This is a genomic window from Ramlibacter cellulosilyticus (assembly GCF_014297465.1).
Taxonomy (GTDB): Bacteria; Pseudomonadota; Gammaproteobacteria; order Burkholderiales; family Burkholderiaceae_C; genus Ramlibacter; species Ramlibacter cellulosilyticus.
Genome location: NZ_JACORT010000001.1, coordinates 575,633 through 592,343, shown reverse-complemented (window position 1 = coordinate 592,343; position 16,711 = coordinate 575,633). Strand labels below are relative to the sequence as shown.

At 71.6% G+C, this 16,711-nt stretch carries 17 protein-coding genes and 1 pseudogene; 2 read left to right on the top strand and 16 right to left on the bottom strand.

The features are described from left to right. Positions 1 to 46: 46 nt before the first annotated feature. From H8N03_RS02920 to H8N03_RS02910, 3 genes and pseudogenes are all read right to left on the bottom strand, one after another. Positions 47 to 748 (bottom strand): annotated as a pseudogene (locus tag H8N03_RS02920) (ABC transporter ATP-binding protein); the annotation flags it as partial. Beyond that, complete coding sequence (locus H8N03_RS02915; RefSeq protein ID WP_187074614.1) at positions 745 to 1,743, bottom strand: HlyD family secretion protein; 999 nt, start codon at positions 1,741 to 1,743, stop codon at positions 745 to 747. The pseudogene H8N03_RS02920 and the gene H8N03_RS02915, both read right to left, overlap by 4 nt. Before the next feature lie 46 nt (positions 1,744 to 1,789). Then, entirely contained in the window at positions 1,790 to 2,059 is a 270-nt protein-coding gene (locus H8N03_RS02910; protein ID WP_187074613.1) for a YkvA family protein, read from the bottom strand. A gap of 108 nt (positions 2,060 to 2,167) precedes the next feature. Here H8N03_RS02910 and H8N03_RS02905 point away from each other — a divergent pair, with 108 nt between their 5' ends. Further along, positions 2,168 to 2,563 (top strand): hypothetical protein, encoded by a 396-nt coding sequence (locus tag H8N03_RS02905; RefSeq protein ID WP_187074612.1) that lies wholly within the window; start codon positions 2,168 to 2,170, stop codon positions 2,561 to 2,563. Positions 2,564 to 2,667: 104 nt separating this feature from the next. Here the strand turns inward: H8N03_RS02905 and H8N03_RS02900 are convergent, their stop codons facing one another. The 8 genes from H8N03_RS02900 to H8N03_RS02865 all read right to left on the bottom strand — a co-directional run bounded on the left by H8N03_RS02900 (position 2,668) and on the right by H8N03_RS02865 (position 10,752). Further along, positions 2,668 to 3,552 carry an ABC transporter permease gene (locus H8N03_RS02900; RefSeq protein ID WP_187074611.1) on the bottom strand — a complete coding sequence of 295 codons (885 nt, stop codon included), beginning with the start codon at positions 3,550 to 3,552 and terminating at the stop codon, positions 2,668 to 2,670. A 2-nt stretch (positions 3,553 to 3,554) separates the two neighbouring features. After that, complete coding sequence (locus H8N03_RS02895; protein ID WP_187074610.1) at positions 3,555 to 4,496, bottom strand: ABC transporter permease; 942 nt, start codon at positions 4,494 to 4,496, stop codon at positions 3,555 to 3,557. 155 nt (positions 4,497 to 4,651) lie between these two features. After that, on the bottom strand, positions 4,652 to 6,163 hold the full coding sequence (locus H8N03_RS02890; RefSeq protein WP_222622792.1) for an ABC transporter substrate-binding protein: 1,512 nt from the start codon (positions 6,161 to 6,163) through the stop codon (positions 4,652 to 4,654). Then, positions 6,160 to 7,260 (bottom strand): ABC transporter ATP-binding protein, encoded by a 1,101-nt coding sequence (locus tag H8N03_RS02885; RefSeq protein ID WP_187074609.1) that lies wholly within the window; start codon positions 7,258 to 7,260, stop codon positions 6,160 to 6,162. Before H8N03_RS02885 ends, H8N03_RS02890 begins: the two co-directional genes overlap by 4 nt. Next, entirely contained in the window at positions 7,257 to 8,267 is a 1,011-nt protein-coding gene (locus tag H8N03_RS02880) for an ABC transporter ATP-binding protein (RefSeq protein ID WP_187074608.1), read from the bottom strand. Before H8N03_RS02880 ends, H8N03_RS02885 begins: the two co-directional genes overlap by 4 nt. Then, the gene (locus tag H8N03_RS02875) at positions 8,267 to 8,983 is read right to left on the bottom strand and encodes a DUF1028 domain-containing protein (RefSeq protein ID WP_187074607.1); all 717 of its coding nucleotides are present in this window, start codon (positions 8,981 to 8,983) and stop codon (positions 8,267 to 8,269) included. Before H8N03_RS02875 ends, H8N03_RS02880 begins: the two co-directional genes overlap by 1 nt. A gap of 102 nt (positions 8,984 to 9,085) precedes the next feature. Beyond that, entirely contained in the window at positions 9,086 to 9,403 is a 318-nt protein-coding gene (locus tag H8N03_RS02870; protein ID WP_187074606.1) for an AtuA-related protein, read from the bottom strand. Between the two features lie 8 nt (positions 9,404 to 9,411). Then, complete coding sequence (locus tag H8N03_RS02865; RefSeq protein ID WP_187074605.1) at positions 9,412 to 10,752, bottom strand: acyclic terpene utilization AtuA family protein; 1,341 nt, start codon at positions 10,750 to 10,752, stop codon at positions 9,412 to 9,414. 59 nt (positions 10,753 to 10,811) lie between these two features. Between H8N03_RS02865 and H8N03_RS02860 the strand changes: the two genes are divergently transcribed. Beyond that, on the top strand, positions 10,812 to 11,699 hold the full coding sequence (locus H8N03_RS02860) for a diacylglycerol/lipid kinase family protein (protein WP_187074604.1): 888 nt from the start codon (positions 10,812 to 10,814) through the stop codon (positions 11,697 to 11,699). Between the two features lie 6 nt (positions 11,700 to 11,705). Here H8N03_RS02860 and H8N03_RS02855 read toward each other — a convergent pair whose 3' ends face one another. From H8N03_RS02855 to H8N03_RS02835, 5 genes are all read right to left on the bottom strand, one after another. Beyond that, complete coding sequence (locus tag H8N03_RS02855) at positions 11,706 to 12,014, bottom strand: hypothetical protein (RefSeq protein WP_187074603.1); 309 nt, start codon at positions 12,012 to 12,014, stop codon at positions 11,706 to 11,708. A gap of 120 nt (positions 12,015 to 12,134) precedes the next feature. Next, positions 12,135 to 13,112: a Bug family tripartite tricarboxylate transporter substrate binding protein gene (locus H8N03_RS02850; RefSeq protein WP_187074602.1), complete on the bottom strand. Its 978-nt coding sequence runs from the start codon at positions 13,110 to 13,112 to the stop codon at positions 12,135 to 12,137. Positions 13,113 to 13,191: 79 nt separating this feature from the next. After that, complete coding sequence (locus H8N03_RS02845; protein ID WP_187074601.1) at positions 13,192 to 13,671, bottom strand: Mut7-C RNAse domain-containing protein; 480 nt, start codon at positions 13,669 to 13,671, stop codon at positions 13,192 to 13,194. After that, positions 13,668 to 15,119 carry an amidase gene (locus tag H8N03_RS02840; RefSeq protein ID WP_187074600.1) on the bottom strand — a complete coding sequence of 484 codons (1,452 nt, stop codon included), beginning with the start codon at positions 15,117 to 15,119 and terminating at the stop codon, positions 13,668 to 13,670. The genes H8N03_RS02845 and H8N03_RS02840 overlap by 4 nt, the downstream gene beginning before the upstream one ends. Further along, on the bottom strand, positions 15,116 to 16,687 hold the full coding sequence (locus H8N03_RS02835) for an acyl-CoA synthetase (protein ID WP_187074599.1): 1,572 nt from the start codon (positions 16,685 to 16,687) through the stop codon (positions 15,116 to 15,118). The genes H8N03_RS02840 and H8N03_RS02835 overlap by 4 nt, the downstream gene beginning before the upstream one ends. Positions 16,688 to 16,711 lie beyond the last annotated feature (24 nt).

Sequence of the window (16,711 nt, the reverse complement as noted above, 5' to 3'; positions counted from 1 at the left end):
GCGTCGCGAAATTGTCCTGCGCGCGGGCGATCAGCTGCACGAACGCTTCCTCCAGCGATGCGCCTTCCGGCAGCCCCGCCTGCTGCACCACCTCGGGCGCCGTGCCGCGCGCGAGCAGCGCGCCGTAGGCGATGTACGCGAGCTCGTCGCAGCGCTCGGCCTCGTCCATGTAGTGCGTCGAGACCAGCACCGTCATGCCTTCGTCCGCGAGGGCGCGGATGTGGTCCCAGAACTCGCGCCGCGCCTTCGGGTCCACGCCGGCCGTGGGTTCGTCGAGCAGCAGCAGGCGCGGTGCGTGGATCAGGCACGCGGCGAGCGCGAGGCGCTGCTTCCAGCCGCCGGAGAGCGTGCCGGCGAGCTGCTGCTGGCGCTCCACGAGGCCGAGCCGCCGCACCGCGTCGTCCACCGCGCGTTCGCGCTCCGGCAACTGGAAGAGGCGCGCGACGAAGTCCAGGTTCTCGCGGATGGAGAGGTCCTCGTAGAGCCCGAACTTCTGCGTCATGTAGCCGGACTGCAGCTTGATCTCGCGCGACTGGCGCAGCACGTCGAAGCCGAGGCAGCGGCCTTCGCCCGCATCCGGCCGCAGCAGCCCGCACAGCATGCGGATGGTGGTGGTCTTGCCGCTGCCGTTCGGGCCGAGGAAGCCGCAGATGCGGCCGGTGGCGACCTGCAGGTCGACGCGATCGACGACGGCACGCTTGCCATAGCGCTTCGTCAGGCCGCGTACGTCGATCGCCAACGCGGTCATGGCCTGGGCGCCGGCCGCACGTCCAGCGGCTGCCCGGGACGCAGCCGCGTCGCATCCGCCGCCGACACCGGCCGCGCCTCCACGAGGAACACCAGCTTGCTGCGCTGCGCGTTGGAGTAGATGACCGGCGGCGTGTACTCGGGTTGCGTCGCGATGAAGCTCACGCGCGCGGCGATGGGGTGGCCGCAGCCGTCGCAGGACAGGCGCACCTCCTGGCCCGGCGCGATGCGCGCGAGCTCGGCTTCGGCCACGTAGAAGCGCGCCTTGAGGTTGCCGGGCGGCAGCAGCGACAGCACCGGCTGCCCTGCCGCGACGAACTCGCCGGGACGGAAGAAGGTGTCGCTCACCACGGCATCGGCCGGCGCGTCCTGGCCCTTCTGCGCTTCGCGCCAGGCGTTCTGGCGCAGCACCTGGCGCGCGGCTTCCACCTGCGCTTCCGCGGCGCCGCGTTCGTCGGTGCGCGAAGGCAGTTGCGCGACGCGCAGCGAAGCCTCCAGTTCGGCGACGCGTGCCTGCGCCTGGTCCACCGCGCTGCGCGCCGCGTCGATCTCCTCGCGCGAAACGGCGCCGCTGGGGCCCAGCGGCGTCTTGCGCGCCAGCTCGCGCCGCGCGAGGTCCAGCTGCGCGCGCGCCTGCACCAGCTGCGCCTGCGTCATGGCGATTTCCGGCGGCCGGCGGCCTTTCTCCGTGTTGGCCGCCTGGAAGCGGGCTGCGGCCAGGCGCGCCTGCGCTTCCTCGCGGGCGGCGCGTTCCGATTCGGCATCGAGGGAGAACAGGGGCTGGCCCTGGCGGACCTGCTGGCCCGCCTGCACGCGCAGCGTGGCCAGCGTGCCGGCGAGCGGCGCGGCCACGTAGACGTAGTCGCCTTCGGCATAGCCGGACCACGGCGCGTCGCCGCCGCGGCTGCACCCCGCGGGCAGGCAGGCCGCCAGCAGCAGCGCGGCCAGGGCCGGGCGCTCGCGCAGGGACGATGGGATCCAGCCGGGCCGGGGCATGGCCGATTATTGGCCTGCCCCGGCGCGGATGCGCAAGCCCCGCCGGTCAGCGGCGCCGCGCCGCGGCCTCGCGCAGCGCCGGCGGCAGGCGCTGCAGCAGCCAGCGGATCGCCAGCGGCACCAGCACGATGTCGTCCACCATGCCCAGGCCCGGGATGAAGTCGGGCACCAGGTCGATGGGCGAGAGCACGTACAGGACGATGAGGGCGGTGCCCAGTTTCAGCCAACCCGGCGCGGCCGGGTGGCGCAGGGCCGCCCAGAGCTGCCGGGCGTCGCCGCGCAGCACGGTCCACAGGAGGGTCAGGCGCTTGAACATGCTTCGTTCCTTCGTCAGGGCCCGGAGCGGGCCACGGACGGATAGTTGGCAGCGGACCGGGCGCACGCAAGGGGCGTTACATTCGCAGGCCGCACGAAAGCCCCCGACGTGAAATTTCGCGCATTCCTCGTCCTCGTCGCCGTCCTGCTGCTCCTCGCGGCGGCCGTGTTCGCCTTTCGCGAGGCGCGCTGGCGCTCGGAGTACCCCTTGGTGGACACCACCGGCACGCCCTCGCCCGACGGCGCGTGGACGGCGGAGGTCCGCCGCCTGCCCGAGGGGCTGGGCCTCGGCTCCGGCGTGTTCCTGCGCAAGGAGGGCGACCTGCTGCGCAGCCTGAAGCCGCGGCTGGTGTTCGTCGGCTCCTGCGAGCCGCTCTCCACCCGGTGGTTCGGCCAGCGGCGGCTGGTGATCACGTGCGAGGTGCGATCGGGGGAACCGGTGGTGATGCAGGAGCTGGTGGAGGACGTGAAGATCGAGCTGGTGGTCGATCGGCATTTCGGGTGACGCATCGCTGGGGTGCGCTGCGCGCAACCCAGCCTACGGGCCCCGACGTTCGCCGTGCAATCCGGCGGTAGGCTGGGTTTCGCGAAGCGAACCCCAGCAACCCCTCACGCCCTCGGATCCAGCGCATCCCGCAACCCATCCCCCAGCAGGTTGAACGACAGCACCAGCAGGAAGATCGCCACGCCCGGCCAGATCGCCATCCACGGCGCGTTGTCGATGAAGTTCTTGGCCGTGTTCAGCATGCTGCCCCAGCTCGGCGCCGGCGGCTGCTGCCCGAGGCCCAGGAACGACAGGCTGGCTTCGGCGATCACCGCGGCGGCGATCGCGAGCGTGGCCTGCACCATCAGCGGCGCCGTGATGTTCGGCAGGATGTGGCGCAGCGCGATGCGCAGCGGCGGGTTGCCGACCGCGCGCGCCGCTTCGACGTAATCCTCCACCTTCACGGCCAGCACCTGCCCGCGCGTGAGCCGCACGAAGATCGGCGCGGCCGACACGCCGATGGCCACCATGGCGTTCGTGAGGCTGGGGCCGAGGAAGGCGGCGAGCGCGATCGCGAGGATCAGGAAGGGACAGGCCAGGAAGGCGTCGGTGATGCGCGAGACCACCGCGTCCACCCAGCCGCCCAGGAAGCCGGCGGCCATGCCGATCGGCACGCCGATGAGGAGCGAAATGGATACCGACACCACGCCCGCGAGCAGCGAGGCCCGCGTGCCCCAGATCACGCGCGAGAGCACGTCGCGCCCGATCTCGTCGGTGCCGAACCAGTGCTCCGCGGACGGCGCCTTGCGGATCGCGCTCCAGCTCGTGGCGATCGGGTCCATGGGCGAGACCCAGGGCGCGCACAAGGCCAGTGCGATGAAGGCGAGCACGACCACCAGCCCCAGCATCGCGGACGGCCGGCGGCGCAGGCGTCGCCAGGCACGGCGCCACGGGCCCGCGGGCATCGTTGCCGGCGTGGCGGTGGCGGGAACGGGAAGGACGGCTGCCATGTTCAATGCCGCAGGCGCGGATTCACCACGAAGTAAGCCAGGTCGGCCAGCAGGTTGAGCAGCATGTACGCCGTCGCGGTCACGAGCACGACGCCTTGCACCACGGCGTAGTCGCGGTTGAACACCGCGTCGACGATCAGCTTGCCGAAGCCGGGGATCGTGAAGACCTGCTCGGTCAGCACCGCGCCCGAAAGCAGCGTGCCGAGTTCCAGCGCGCCCAGCGTGATCACCGGCGTGAGCGCGTTGCGCAGCGCGTGCTTCAGGACGACGGTGCGCTCGGACAGGCCCTTCGCCCGCGCGGTGCGGACGTAGTCGGCCGACAGCACCTGCAGCATCGCGCTGCGCGTGTGCCGCATCAGCACGGCGGCGATGGCGTTCCCCAGCACGAAGGCCGGCATGATCATCGCCTTCAGGTTGGCGCCGAGGTCCTCGAACGGGCTCACGTACCCGGAAGCCGGCAGCCACCCCAGGTTCACCGCGAACAGCAGGATCAGCAGGATGCCCAGCCAGAAGTTGGGCGTGGAGATGCCCCACAAGGCGAAGACGTTCGCGGCCCAGTCCCAGGCCGTGCCCTTGCCCACCGCCGACACGATTCCCGCGGGGATCCCGATCAGCAGCGCGATGGTGATCGCCATGAATGCGAGCTGCAGCGTCACCGGCAGCTTCTGCGCCACCAGCGACAGCACCGGCTGCTGGTTGCGGATGGACTCTCCAAGGTCGCCCTTGAGCACGCCGCCGACCCAGTACGCGTAGCGGACCGGCAGCGGCTCGTCGAGGTGCATCTTCTGCCGCAGGTACGCGACGACCGTCGGGTCCTGCTCCTCCCCCGCCAGGATCTTCGCCGGATCGCCAGGCAGCAGTTGCTGCAACCCGAAGATCAGCATGGACACCAGCACGAGGGTGGGAATCAGCTGCGCGAGGCGGCGGAGGAGGTAGTCGAGCATGCTAGGAGACGGGAACGGGAACGGACATCCGAACGCAGAGGTCGCAAAGGTTACGCAAAGGTCGCAAAAGAACAGCCATCAAGGGAATTGGTTTCTTTTGCGTCCTTTGCGAATCCTTTGCGTCCTTTGCGTTCGGATGTCCGGCTGTCCGCCTTTCACATCTTCAACCCCTGCACCCGCAGCAGGCCGTCCGGGATCTGGCGCACGCCCGTGAGCTTCGGGTTGTATGCCCACAGCCACTTGCGGTGGTAGATGTAGATGACCGGCCGCTCCTTGAGCACGCGGGCGGCGACTTGTTCGAAGATCTTCTTGCGTTCCGCCGGGTCGCGGGCCTCGCGCGAGGCGTTGATCAGCTTGTCGGTCTCGGGATCGCAGTAGCCCGCGTAGTTGAGCGGCTGCTTGCAGGCGTGGAAGCTGTACAGGTTGCCGTCCGGGTCCGGCCGGCCGCTCCAGGCGAGCACGTAGGCTTCGAAGTCACCCTTGTCCGCCATGTTCAGCGAAGTCGCGAATTCGGCGGCCTGGATCTTCACGTCGAAGCCCGCCTCGCGCGTCATGGCCTGCACCACCAGCGCGATGCGCTGCGCGTCCGACGTCGTGGGCGTGACGAGCGTGAAGCTCGGGTTGGGCACGCCCGCTTCCTTCAGCAGCTGCTTCGCGCGGGCGATGTCGCGCTTCGGGACCGGCACGTTCTTCGCGTACCACTGGTTCGTGGGCGGCACCCACTGGTTGCCGACGATGGCCTCGTTGTCCATCACCACCTGCACCAGGCCCTGCCGGTCGAGCGAGAGCTCGAAGGCCTCGCGCACCCGCGCGTCGCGGCCCAGGGGATTCGCCTTCGCCTTGTCGCTCTTGCCGACGTTGATCGTGATGCCCTGGTAGCCGATCTCGGTGATGCTCGCGGTCTTGAACTTCTTCTCCGCGACGATCTTCTCCATGTCGCTGGGGGCGACCCGCTCGATGAAGTCCAGCTGCCCCGAGCGCAGGTTCGCGAGACGCACCGTCGCATCCGGGATGGGGGTGTAGACCACCTTGTCGAAGTGGACCGCGCCCTTGTTCCAGTAGTTCGCGTAGCGCTCCAGCACGATGCGGTCCTGCGGCACGCGCTCGACGAACCTGTACGGGCCCGAGCACACCGGATGCGTCGCGAACTTGTCGCCCGCGGCCTGCGCCGCCTTGGGCGACACCATCATGCCGGCGCGGTCGGTCAGCTGCGCCAGCAGCGGCGAGAACGGCGCGGACAGGTTCAGCCGCACGGTGGAGGGATCCACCACGTCCACGCCCGCCACCGGCGCGAGCTCGCCGCGCCGGTTGGAGCCGGGCATGGTCTTGTGTCGCTCGATGTTGTACTTCACCGCGGCGGCGTCGAACTTCTCGCCGTCGTGGAAGGTGACGCCCTGGCGCAGCTTGAGCGTGACCGCCTTGCCGTCGGCCGCCCACTCGTAGCCGGTGGCGAGCTGCGGGACGATGCCGAGCTTCTCGTCGATGTCGAACAGCTTGTCGCACAGGCTCGCGAAGACCACCCGCCCCACGAAGCTGCGCGCGAGCGAGGGGTCGAGCGCGTCGGGGTCTTCCGCCAGGCCGATGCGCAGGGTCTGCGCCTGCGCGGCGGCGGCGCCGGCCGCGAGGGCCAGGGCGAGCAGGATGCGTCTGGATCGTTGTTCCATCATGGGCTCTCCGTTGACGAGGTGAAGGTCTGCGAATCCGGTGCGACGAACGCCGCTTGCAGGCGCGCGAGGCGCTGGCGGGCCGGGAAGAAAGCGATGGCTTGCGGCGCGGGGGCCTGCGCCGCGAGCTCGCGCCAGAAATGGCACGCGGCGGCATGGCCGTCCGGCGTGGCTTCGAGCGGCGGCACTTCGTGCGCGCACAGCTCGCGCGCATGCGGGCAGCGCGTGTGGAAGTGGCAGCCCGGTGGCGGGTGCAGCGGGCTCGGCACGTCGCCGCCCAGCACGGCACGCGTGCGATGCAGGGCCGGCTCCGGCCGCGGGATGGCCGCGAGCAGCGCCTGCGTGTACGGATGCCGCGGCGTCGCGAAGAGCGCGTCCTTGCCGGCGATCTCCACCACCCGCCCGAGGTACATCACGGCCACGCGGTGCGCGATGTGCTTGACGACCGCGAGGTCGTGCGCGATGAACACGTAGGCCAGCCCGAAGCGGCGCTGCAGGTCCTGCAGCAGGTTCACCACCTGCGCCTGCACCGAAACGTCCAGCGCGGACACGGCCTCGTCGCACACGACCAGCTTCGGCTCGCCCGCCAGCGCCCGCGCGATGCCCACGCGCTGCCGCTGGCCGCCCGAGAATTCGTGCGGGTAGCGCAGCGCATGCCCGGGCGCGAGCCCCACCGTGTGCAAGAGCGCCTCCACCCGCTCGCGCTCGCGGCCCGCGTGCAGGCCGTGCAGGCGCAGCGGCTCGGTGAGCGCCTGGCCCACCGTCATGCGCGGGTTGAGCGAGGAATACGGGTCCTGGAAGATCAGCTGCATGGCGCGCCGGCGCGCGCGCAGCTGCGCGGGTGCGAGCGCGCCCAGGTCTTCGCCTTCGAAGAGCATGCGGCCCGCGGTCGGCTCGATCAGCCGCAGCAGCATGCGGCCGAGCGTCGACTTGCCGCAGCCCGACTCGCCCACCACGCCCAGCGTCTCGCCGGCGGCCACCTGCACGTCCACGCCGTCCACCGCGCGCACCAGGCCCTGCACGCGCCCGAACAACCCGCGCCGCACGGGGAAGTGCTTCACCAGGCCCTCGGCCTGCACGAGCGGCGTTGCGACCTTCATGGCGCGAGCGCCACCTCGGGCGCATGGGGCACGAGCACGTCGGGATCGAGCGGCGCGCGCCAGCACGCGGACTGGTGCGCAGCCGCCACTTCGCGCAACGGCGGCGCTTCGGCACGGCAGCGCGCCACCGCGAACGGGCAGCGGTCGGCGAAGCTGCAGCCCGCGGGCCGGCGCAGCGGATCGGGCACCTGCCCCTCGATCGCGGCGAGCCGCTCCTGCGCCACGTCGAGGCGGGGGATGGATCCGAGCAGGCCCACCGTATACGGATGCTGCGGCTGGTCGAACAAGGCCTGCGCCGACGCGCGCTCCACCACGCGGCCCGAGTACATCACGGCGACTTCGTCCGCCACTTCGGCCACGACGCCGAGGTCGTGCGTGATCAGGATGACGGCGGTCCCCGTCTCCGCCTGCAGCGTGCGCATCAGCTCCAGGATCTGCGCCTGGATGGTGACGTCGAGCGCGGTGGTCGGCTCGTCGGCGATCAGCAGCCGCGGCCGGCACGCCAGCGCCATCGCGATCATCGCGCGCTGGCGCATGCCGCCGGAGAGCTTGTGCGGATACTCGTGGAAGCGCTGTTCCGGTGCCGGGATGCGCACCTGCCGCAGCACCTCGAGCGCCCGCTCCTGCGCCTCGGCGCGCGACACGGGCCAGTGCCGCAGCAGGCCTTCGACGATCTGCTCGCCGATGGGGAAGGCGGGGTTCAGCGAGGTCATCGGCTCCTGGAAGATCATGGCCATGCCGTTGCCGCGCAAGTCCAGCAGATCGCGCTTGGCCGCGCCCACCAGCTCGCGCCCTTCGAAGCGGATCGAGCCGCCTGCGACGCGTCCCGCGGCGGGGACCAGTCCCATGATGGAAAGCGCCGTCACGCTCTTGCCGCAACCCGACTCGCCCACGATCGCGAGCGTGCGGCCCGCCTCCACCGTGAAGTCCACGCCGTCGACGGCGGCGAAGGTTCCGCCGTCGGTGCGGAACTCCGTGCGCAGGCCGCGCACTTCCAGCACGGCCATCAGGCGCGCCCTCCCCGCGCGCGGTGGAAGGCCGCGATGCGTTCCTCGATCACGGCGCGGTCGGTGATGCCCGCCGGATCGTGCCGGCCCGCGAGGCAGGCCATGAAAGGCTGGTAGCGCTCGAGGCTCACGGCGTAGAGGCGCCGCAGTTCGCGCACGGGCTCCGCGTGGTCGTCGACGCGGATGTCCAGCTGGGGATGGTCTTCGTCGGCATGGATGCGCAAGGCGGCGGCCTGCTTGCCGCGCTTGTCGCCGCCCGCGTCCTCGCCGGCGGCCAGTGCGGCCAGCAGGCGTTCGGCCAGGTCCTGGCCGCGCGTCGCAAGGAAGGCCTCCGCCGTCGCCTGCACGACCTGCGGGCCCGCCAGCATGTTGCCGGCCACGCTGAAGTCTTCCCCCAGCGTGTGGCCGCACCAATCGATGCAGGATGCACCGGTCCACGCCGCCGGCGCACCGCGCGCGGGCAGCACGTGCACCTGCCGGTGCTCGCGTCCCGCATCGCCCGACGTGAGCGCCTGCACCACCTCGTCCGGCGCACGGCCTTGGGCCAGCAGGTCCATGCCGCGCGGCCCGTACAAGGGATTCATCAGCGCCTGCGTCGCGAGCGCGCCCACGCCGCGGCGGGTGTGCACCGTGAGCGCGCCGACCGCGAAGAAGCGGCTGGCGATCGCGACGCCGAAGCGTCCCGCCTCATCGCGCGCCAGAATCGACCAGGTCATGCGGCCAGCCCTTTCGCGGGGCTGCGAGGGACCCCGACGGGGAGTCATTCTGGCAAGAACGATGCCCGCCCCTTCATGGGGTATGTCAGGAGGCGCGGGGCGTCAGGGAACTTGCAGCTTCAGGGCCAGGAGGTGGAAGGACAGGCCCTTGCCGTGCATGTCCAGGTTCAGCGCGTCGTTGACGCCCCCGTCCAGCACCTCGTCCAGCACGAAGTTCATCGCGCCCAGGCGGGGCAGCAGGTAGCGCTGCACGGCCGCGGGATGGCGGTAGCCGAAGTGGGCGGCGACGCGCGCCTCCGTGAGCTGTTCGACCAGCAAGGGCCAGTCCTGCTCGCGGTAGGCGATCACGCTGATGTTGATGCGGTTGCCCTTGTCGCCGGTGCGGCCGTGGGCGAGTTCGTAGAGTGCAGTCTCGGCCATGCTCTTCCTCAGGCGATGCGCCAGGTGGCGGGCACGAGCTCGCGCGGCACGAGGCAGGCACGGCTGGAGAGCCGCTGGCGGCGCGCGGTGCGCACCCCTCCGCCCCCGGCGGGCCCGCCCGTCCACAGCGCGGTGACTTCGCGCAGCAGCCGTTCGACCGGGGCGGCCTCCTCGTGGCGGCCCGCGACGCGCAGGCGCACGTCGCGCGCATCGCCTTTCGGCAGCCCCGCGAGCAGCTCGCCGGCGTCGTCGCCGAGGATGCTGCTGACGCCGATCAGGTCGCAGCGCAGGGGCAGCACGCCTTCCAGGCGCTTGCGCATCATGTCCATCGCGAGCCGGGCGCGCGCTTCCGCGTTGGGCCCCGCATAGGAGATCTCCGCCTCGCCGAGCCAGCCGCCGTCGAAGAAGGCCAGCGCCTTGAGCGTGGGCGTGCGCGCATGGCCCTTCACGCCGGAGAGGCGCACGCGGTCGCGCCCGAGCTCGGTGACCGTCGCCTGCGTGAGGTCCGCCACGACGTCGGGCGTCACGTACGCGGCCGGGTCGTGCACCTCGTACAGCAGTTGCTCCTTCACCGTGCGCGCATCGACCAGGCCGCCGGTGCCCGCCGCCTTGCCGACGATGCAGCTGCCGTCTTCCGCGATCTCGGCGATGGGAAAGCCGACGTCCTCCATGCCCGGCACGTCCTTCTTGCCCGGGTCGGCGAAGTAGCCGCCCGTGACCTGCGCGCCGCACTCCAGCAGGTGGCCTGCCATGGTGCCGCCGGCGAGGCGGTCCCAGTCGCGCGCGTCCCAGCCGTAGTGCGCCATCGCGGGGCCCAGCACCAGCGAGGGATCGGCCACGCGGCCGGTGACCACCACCTGCGCGCCGGCGCGGATCGCGTCCGCGATCTCCTGCGCGCCCTGGTACGCGTTGGCGCAGACGAAGCGTGCCTCGTCCAGGCCACCTTCGAGCCGCTCGCGCAGCAGCGCGCGCCCGCGTGCGTCCGAGAGGTCGTCGCCACCCACCACGCCGATGCGGGGCGCGGGCAGGCCGAGCTCGCCCGCGAGCTGCCGGATCACCGCCGCGGCCCCCTCCGGATTGGCCGCGCCGAAGTTGCCGACGATCGTGATGCCGTGCCGCAGGCAGTCCGCCAGCACGGGGCGCAATTCCTCCACCAGCAGGGGCTCGTAGCCCAGCGCGGGGTCGCGCCGCCGCGCCAGGTGCTGCAGGGCCAGCGTGCGCTCGGCCAGGTTCTCGAAGACGAGCGCGGCCGGGCCGCCGCGCTGCACCAGCGTGCGCACCACCGGGGCCGCCGCGTCCGTGCGGTCGCCGGAGAAACCGGCGCCGCAGCCCACTGCCAATGTATCCATGGCGTGATTGTCCCTCGGCCGACGCCGGTGCCGCCCGTTCCGGGCCATGATGCGCTGCCATGCGTGCGCTCGTCCTCCTCAACGCCCGTTCCGGCACCGGCAGCGCGCCTGCGCGGGTGGAGGAACTGCGGCACCTGTGCGCGGAGGCGGGACTGGACGCGCAGCTGGCGCTCGCGGCCGACGGCGAGGAACTGTTCGCCGCCGTGGACCGCGCCCGTCGCGAGGGGGTGGAGCTGGTCGTCGCCGGCGGCGGCGACGGCACGGTAAGCGCCGTCGCTTCGCGCCTCGTGGACACGCGTACCGTGCTCGGCGTGCTGCCGCTCGGCACCTTGAACCACTTCGCGAAAGACCTCGGCATTCCGCTGAAGGAAGCCGATGCGATCCGCACGCTGGCGCAGGGCCGCGTGATCGAGGTCGACGTCGGCGAGGTGAACGGCCGCGTGTTCCTCAACAACTCCAGCATCGGGCTCTACCCCGAGATCGTGCGCGAGCGCGAGCTGCAACGGCTGCACCTGGGCAAGGGCAAGTGGCGCGCACTGGCGAGCGCCACCCTGCACGCGACGGAAGGACGCCCCGGCATGGCGGTGAAGGTGGAAGCGGACGGCGAACAGCAGGTGCACCGCACGCCGTTCGTGTTCGTCGGCAACAACCGCTACACGATGGAAGGCCTCGCGATCGGCGCGCGGGCGTCGCTGCAGGGCGGTGAACTGGCGCTCTACGTCGGGCGGCGGCGCGGGCGGCTGGCGCTGGTGCAGCTTGCCTTGCGCGCGCTCGCGCACCGGCTGCGGCAGGACGAGGATTTCGAGATGCTCACGGGGACGGCCTTCGAGGTCGCCACGACCGACCGCCGCATCCGCGTGGCGACCGACGGCGAGGTGGCGATGATGGACACCCCGCTGCACTACCGCATCCGTCCGCGCGCCCTGCGCGTGTGCGTGCGCGGCTGAGGCAGCTCAGGCCGCGCCCAGCGGCGCCGGCGACGTCGGGGCGCCTTCGCCGGAAGCCACGGACAGACGCGGGCGCTGCCGCGCGCGCACCAGGTCGGCCTCGAACTGGCGCATCCAGTCCTCCCCCTCGTAGGTGCGGCTCCAGCCGGGCGCCGACACCAGCACCACCGTCGGCAGCGCAGCGTCGTCCGCCCCCGGCATGGGCAGCATGCGCGAGATGCACACGTGCTGCGGCGCCACGCCCTGGCGGGCCAGCACCGCGTGCAGCGCATCGCGTTCCTGCAATGGAAAGTCGGCAAAGGGGATCAGCTTCATGGTCTCTTGCTTCGGCCGTCGCAATCTAGCAAGCACCCGCGGGGGCCACATGTCCCCCATGTAAACGGAAGTCCGCACCTGTGACGGGGCGGACTTAGTTCCGCATCCCGCCGCATGGGCTTACTCCCCCGTGATCTTGCGATCGCGCACGATCGCACCCCACTTCACGGACTCCTTCTGCATGAAGTCCGTCAGTTCCGCCCGCGTGGTGGGATGCGGCGTGAGGCCGTGCTTCGACAGCTGCTCCCGCACCGAAGGGTCGTTGAGCACCTTCACGATCTCCTGGTTCCAGCGGTCCAGGATGGGCGCCGGCGTCTTCGCGGAAGCCACGAATGCATACCAGTTCAGGGCCTCGAAGCCGGGGTAGCCGGACTCCGCGACGGTGGGGATGTTCGGCAGGTAGGCCGGCCGCGCGAGGCCCGTGGTGGCGAGCGGGATGAGCTTGCCGCTCTCGATGTGCGGCAGCGCCGTGGGCGGCGCCGCGAAGTAACCGGTGAAGCGGTTGGCCAGCAGGTCCTGCATGGCGGGGGCGCCACCCTTGTACGGCACGTGCACCATCTCCACTTTCGCCTGCTGGCCGAACAGTTCGCCGGTGAGGTGCGAAGCGGAGCCGGCGCCGGTGGAGGCGAAGGTCACGGCGCCGGGCTGCTTGCGCGCCGCAGCCACGAAGTCCGCCAGCGTCTTGATGCCCGCACCTGCGTTCACCACGAGCACGTTCGGGAAGTGCACGCCGCCGGACAGCGGTGCCAGGTCCTTGAAGGGGTCGTAGCCCACCTTCATCATGTGCGGCGCGATCGTGAGCGGGCCGATGGAGCCCAGCAGGATCATCGAGCCGTCGGTGGGGCCGTTCGCCACGAGCTGGTGGGCGATGTTGCCGCCCGCGCCCGCGCGGTTGTCGACGACCACCGCCTGGCCGATGTTGTCGCCCAGCTTCTTCGCGATCAGGCGCGCGGCCGCGTCGGCGGCACCGCCCGGTGCGAAGCCGACGACCATCGTCACGGCCTTCTTCGGCGGAAAGTCCTGGGCGTGCGTGGGGGCCGCGAGGCAGGCGGCGGCAAGGCCGCAGCCCAGTGCGCGCAACCAGAGGCGCTTGTGCATGTTGCGTGTCTCCTGCTGTGTTTGCCGCCGCGATGGTAGGCGCTGGCGCGGCAGTGCGCCTCCGCAGGAACCCCTCCCCTCAGGCCTGGACCCAGCCTGGCAGCACGCGGTCGAGCGCCGCGCGCATGCGGCGGACGTGCGAACCATCCCAGTACAGGCGCTCGCAGGCGGGGCAGCGGCGCACCGTTGCGGCCAGCCCGCGCACGCCTTCCGGCAGGAGGGGCTCGGCTTCCTCCGGCGGCACCGGGACGAGCGCCGCGTTGTCCAGGAGGCAGCGCGTGAACAACATGCGCGGCCCGGGAAGCTCCAGTGCGAGCACCAGCTCACGCAGCTGCTGCAGGGGATCGTCCTGCCGCACTTCGTGCGCGCGCACGGGCCGCAGTTCCTGCAGCAGGTGGCGGTCGCGCGTGAGGAGGACGCGCGCCTCGGCCTGCGCGAGCTCCACCAGCACGGGGTCGGCCACGGCGATGTCGTACCAGGTGTCGTAGCCCAGCACGCGCAGCCAGCGCGCGAGCCGCCCCAGCATGGCGTCCGCGGCGAAGCGCGTGTCGGCGGTCAAGCCAGGCGCGCGACGGCCGGCGGCCGCTGCGTGCTCCAGGGCGCGATGCGCTCCCAGGCGCGAGCGAGCGCCAGCACCGTGAAGTCCGCCCGCGCGGGGCCGGCGACCTGCAGGCCCATGGGCAGCCCGCCGGGCCCGAAGCCGACCGGCACGCTTGCGACGGGCAGGCCCGCGAGCGAGAACGGCGTGACGATCTCCATCCAGCGGTGGTAGGTGTCCATTGCCACCCCGGCCACTTCCTGCGGCCAGTGCTCCTCCGCCGGGAAGGGAAAGACCTGGGCCGCGGGCGCCACGAGGTAGTCGTGCCGCTCGAACAGGCGGCGCAAGGCCTGGTAGACCTGCGTGCGCTGCACGGAGGCCTCGTACAGCTGCGCCGCCGTGAGGCGGAAGCTCTGCTCCACTTCCCACAGCGCCGCGGGCTTCATCAGCGCGCGCAGTTGCGGCTGGTCGTAGAGCGCGCGCAGCTTGCCCGCCGTGAGCATCTGGCGCACGCGCAGCCAGGCCGACCAGTTCACTTCGCGCGGCAGGTCCGGCGTGCAGGGCTCCACGACGAAGCCCGCGGCCTCGAGCTTGCGCAGCGCCGCCTCGCACAGCTCGCGGATGCCGGGCGCGAGCGGCAGGTCCGGCCAGATCGGGCCCAGCCAGCCGATGCGCTTGCCGGGTTCGCAGGCGATCGGGTCGTCGGCGGCGGGATCGGGCAGCGGTTCGTCGAGCGACAGCGGCGCGCGCGCATCCCAGCCCGCCATCGTGCACAGCAGCCGCGCCACGTCTTCCGTCGTGCGTCCCATCGGGCCTTCGGTCCCGAGCTGCTGGAAGAAGACGTCTTCCGCCGGCACCGCGGGCACGCGGCCGCGCGAAGGGCGGAAGCCGACGATGTTGTTGAAGGCCGCGGGGTTGCGCAGCGAACCGCCGAAATCGCTGCCATCCGCCACCGGCAGCATGCCGAGGGCCACGGCGACCGCCGCACCGCCGCTGCTGCCGCCGGCGGAAGTCGCCGGATCCCAGGCGTTGCGCGTCAGGCCGAAGACCTGGTTGTAGGTGTGCGAGCCGAGGCCGAACTCCGGCGTGTTCGTCTTGCCGATCACGATCGCGCCGGCCTTCTTCATGCGCTGCACGAACAGCGCGTCGGTCTCCGGCACCCGATGCACCGTGCGCGAACCGAGCGTGGTGGGCAGGCCGGCCGCGTCGCTGAGGTCTTTCACCGCGACCGGGAAGCCGTGCATCCAGCCGGTGATCTCACCCCGCGCCAGCGTCGCGTCGCAGGCATCGGCTTCGGCCAGCAGCACCTCGGGCTCGCGCAGCGAGACGATCGCGTTGTGCAGCGGGTTGAGCGCCGCGATGCGTTCGAGGCTCGCCTCCATCAGCTCGCGGCAGGAGACTTCGCGCGCGGCGATGCGGCGCGCGAGCGTGCCCGCATCGAGCAGCAGCAGGCCCGCGTGCGTGCTCACGTCGCCCCGCCGGCGAAATGACCCTGGTGGCGCAGGCGCAGCTCGCGCTTGAGCAGCTTGCCGCTCGGGTTCTTGGGCAGCGCCTCGGTGAACACCACGGCCTTGGGCGTCTTGAAGCCCGCGAGGTGCTGCTGGCAGTGCGCCAGCACCTCGGCCTCCGTGAGCTGCTGTCCGGCCTTGGGCACCACCACGGCGACCACCGCCTCCACCCAGCGCGGGTGCGGCACGCCGACCACGGCCACTTCGGACACGCCGGGCAGGCGGTAGATCATCTCCTCGACTTCGCGGCTCGCGACGTTCTCGCCGCCGGTCTTGATCATGTCCTTCTTGCGGTCGACGACGGTGATGTAGCCCTCGCCGTCGATCGTCGCGAGGTCGCCCGAGTGGAACCAGCCGCCTTCGAAGGCCGCGCGCGTGCGCTCCTCGTCGTGGAAGTAGCCCAGCATGAGGTGCGGCGAACGGTGCACGATCTCGCCCACTTCGCCCGGCGCGACGTCGCGCATCGCGTCGTCGACCACGCGCGTCTCCACGTTCAGCACGGCGCGCCCGCAGGAGCCCGGCTTGCGCAACTGGTCCTCGGGGCCGAGCATGGTGGCGAGCGGCGCGATCTCGGTCTGGCCGTACAGGTTCCAGAAGCCCACGTCCGGCAGGCGGCGCGCGAGCTCGCGCAGCACTTCCACCGGCATGATGGACGCGCCGTAGTAGCCCTTGCGCAGCGACGAGAGGTCCGTCTGGTCGAACAGCGGCGAGCGCAGCAGCGCGATCCACACCGTCGGCGGCGCGAAGAAGGACGTGATGCGGTGGTTCGCGATCAGGGGCAGCAGGTTCTCCGGCGTGGGCTTGGCCGTGACGATGCTGGTGCCGCCCACGTAGACCATCGGACCCAGGAACACGTCGAGCTGCGCGCAGTGGTAGAGGGGCAGCGCATGCAGCATGACGTCGCCGGCGGCGATGCTCGCGTCGACGGCGCAACTGGCGTACTGCCAGATCACCGCATCGTGCGTGAGCATCGCGCCCTTGGGGCTGGACTCGGTGCCGCTGGTGTAGACGATCTGCAGCACGTCGTCGCCGCGGAGGTCGACGGCGGGCGGCGCTTCGTTGCGGTCGACGAGCGCGTCGAACGTCGTCATGCCCGCGACGGGGGCGGCCGGATCTTCGGAAGGCAGCCAGAGGAACTGCTTCACCTGCGTGTCCAGCGCCGCCGCGCTGCGCGCAAGCTCCGCCAGGCCGGTGTCGGTGGCCAGCAGGCCGGCACCGGAGTGCCGCAGGATGTACGCGACCTCCTCCGCCTTCAGCATGAAGTTGATCGGGACGAGCACGGCGCCGAGCCGCGCGAGCGCGAAGCGCAAGGCGGCGAAGCCATGCGAGTTGCGCGCGAGCACGGCGAGCGGCGTGCCCTTGGCGACGCCCATGCGTGCGAGGCCGGCCGCGAGCCGGTCCACCACGTTGTCGAACTCGGCGAAGGTCCAGCGCGTCGTGCCGCATTCGAGCGCGGGCTTGTGCGGAAAGCGCTTGGCACTGCGGCGCAGGAGGTCGGCCAATGTCTGGCGGCGGACGGCGGAATCCATGGGGAGCTCCTCGGGTTTCGAGGT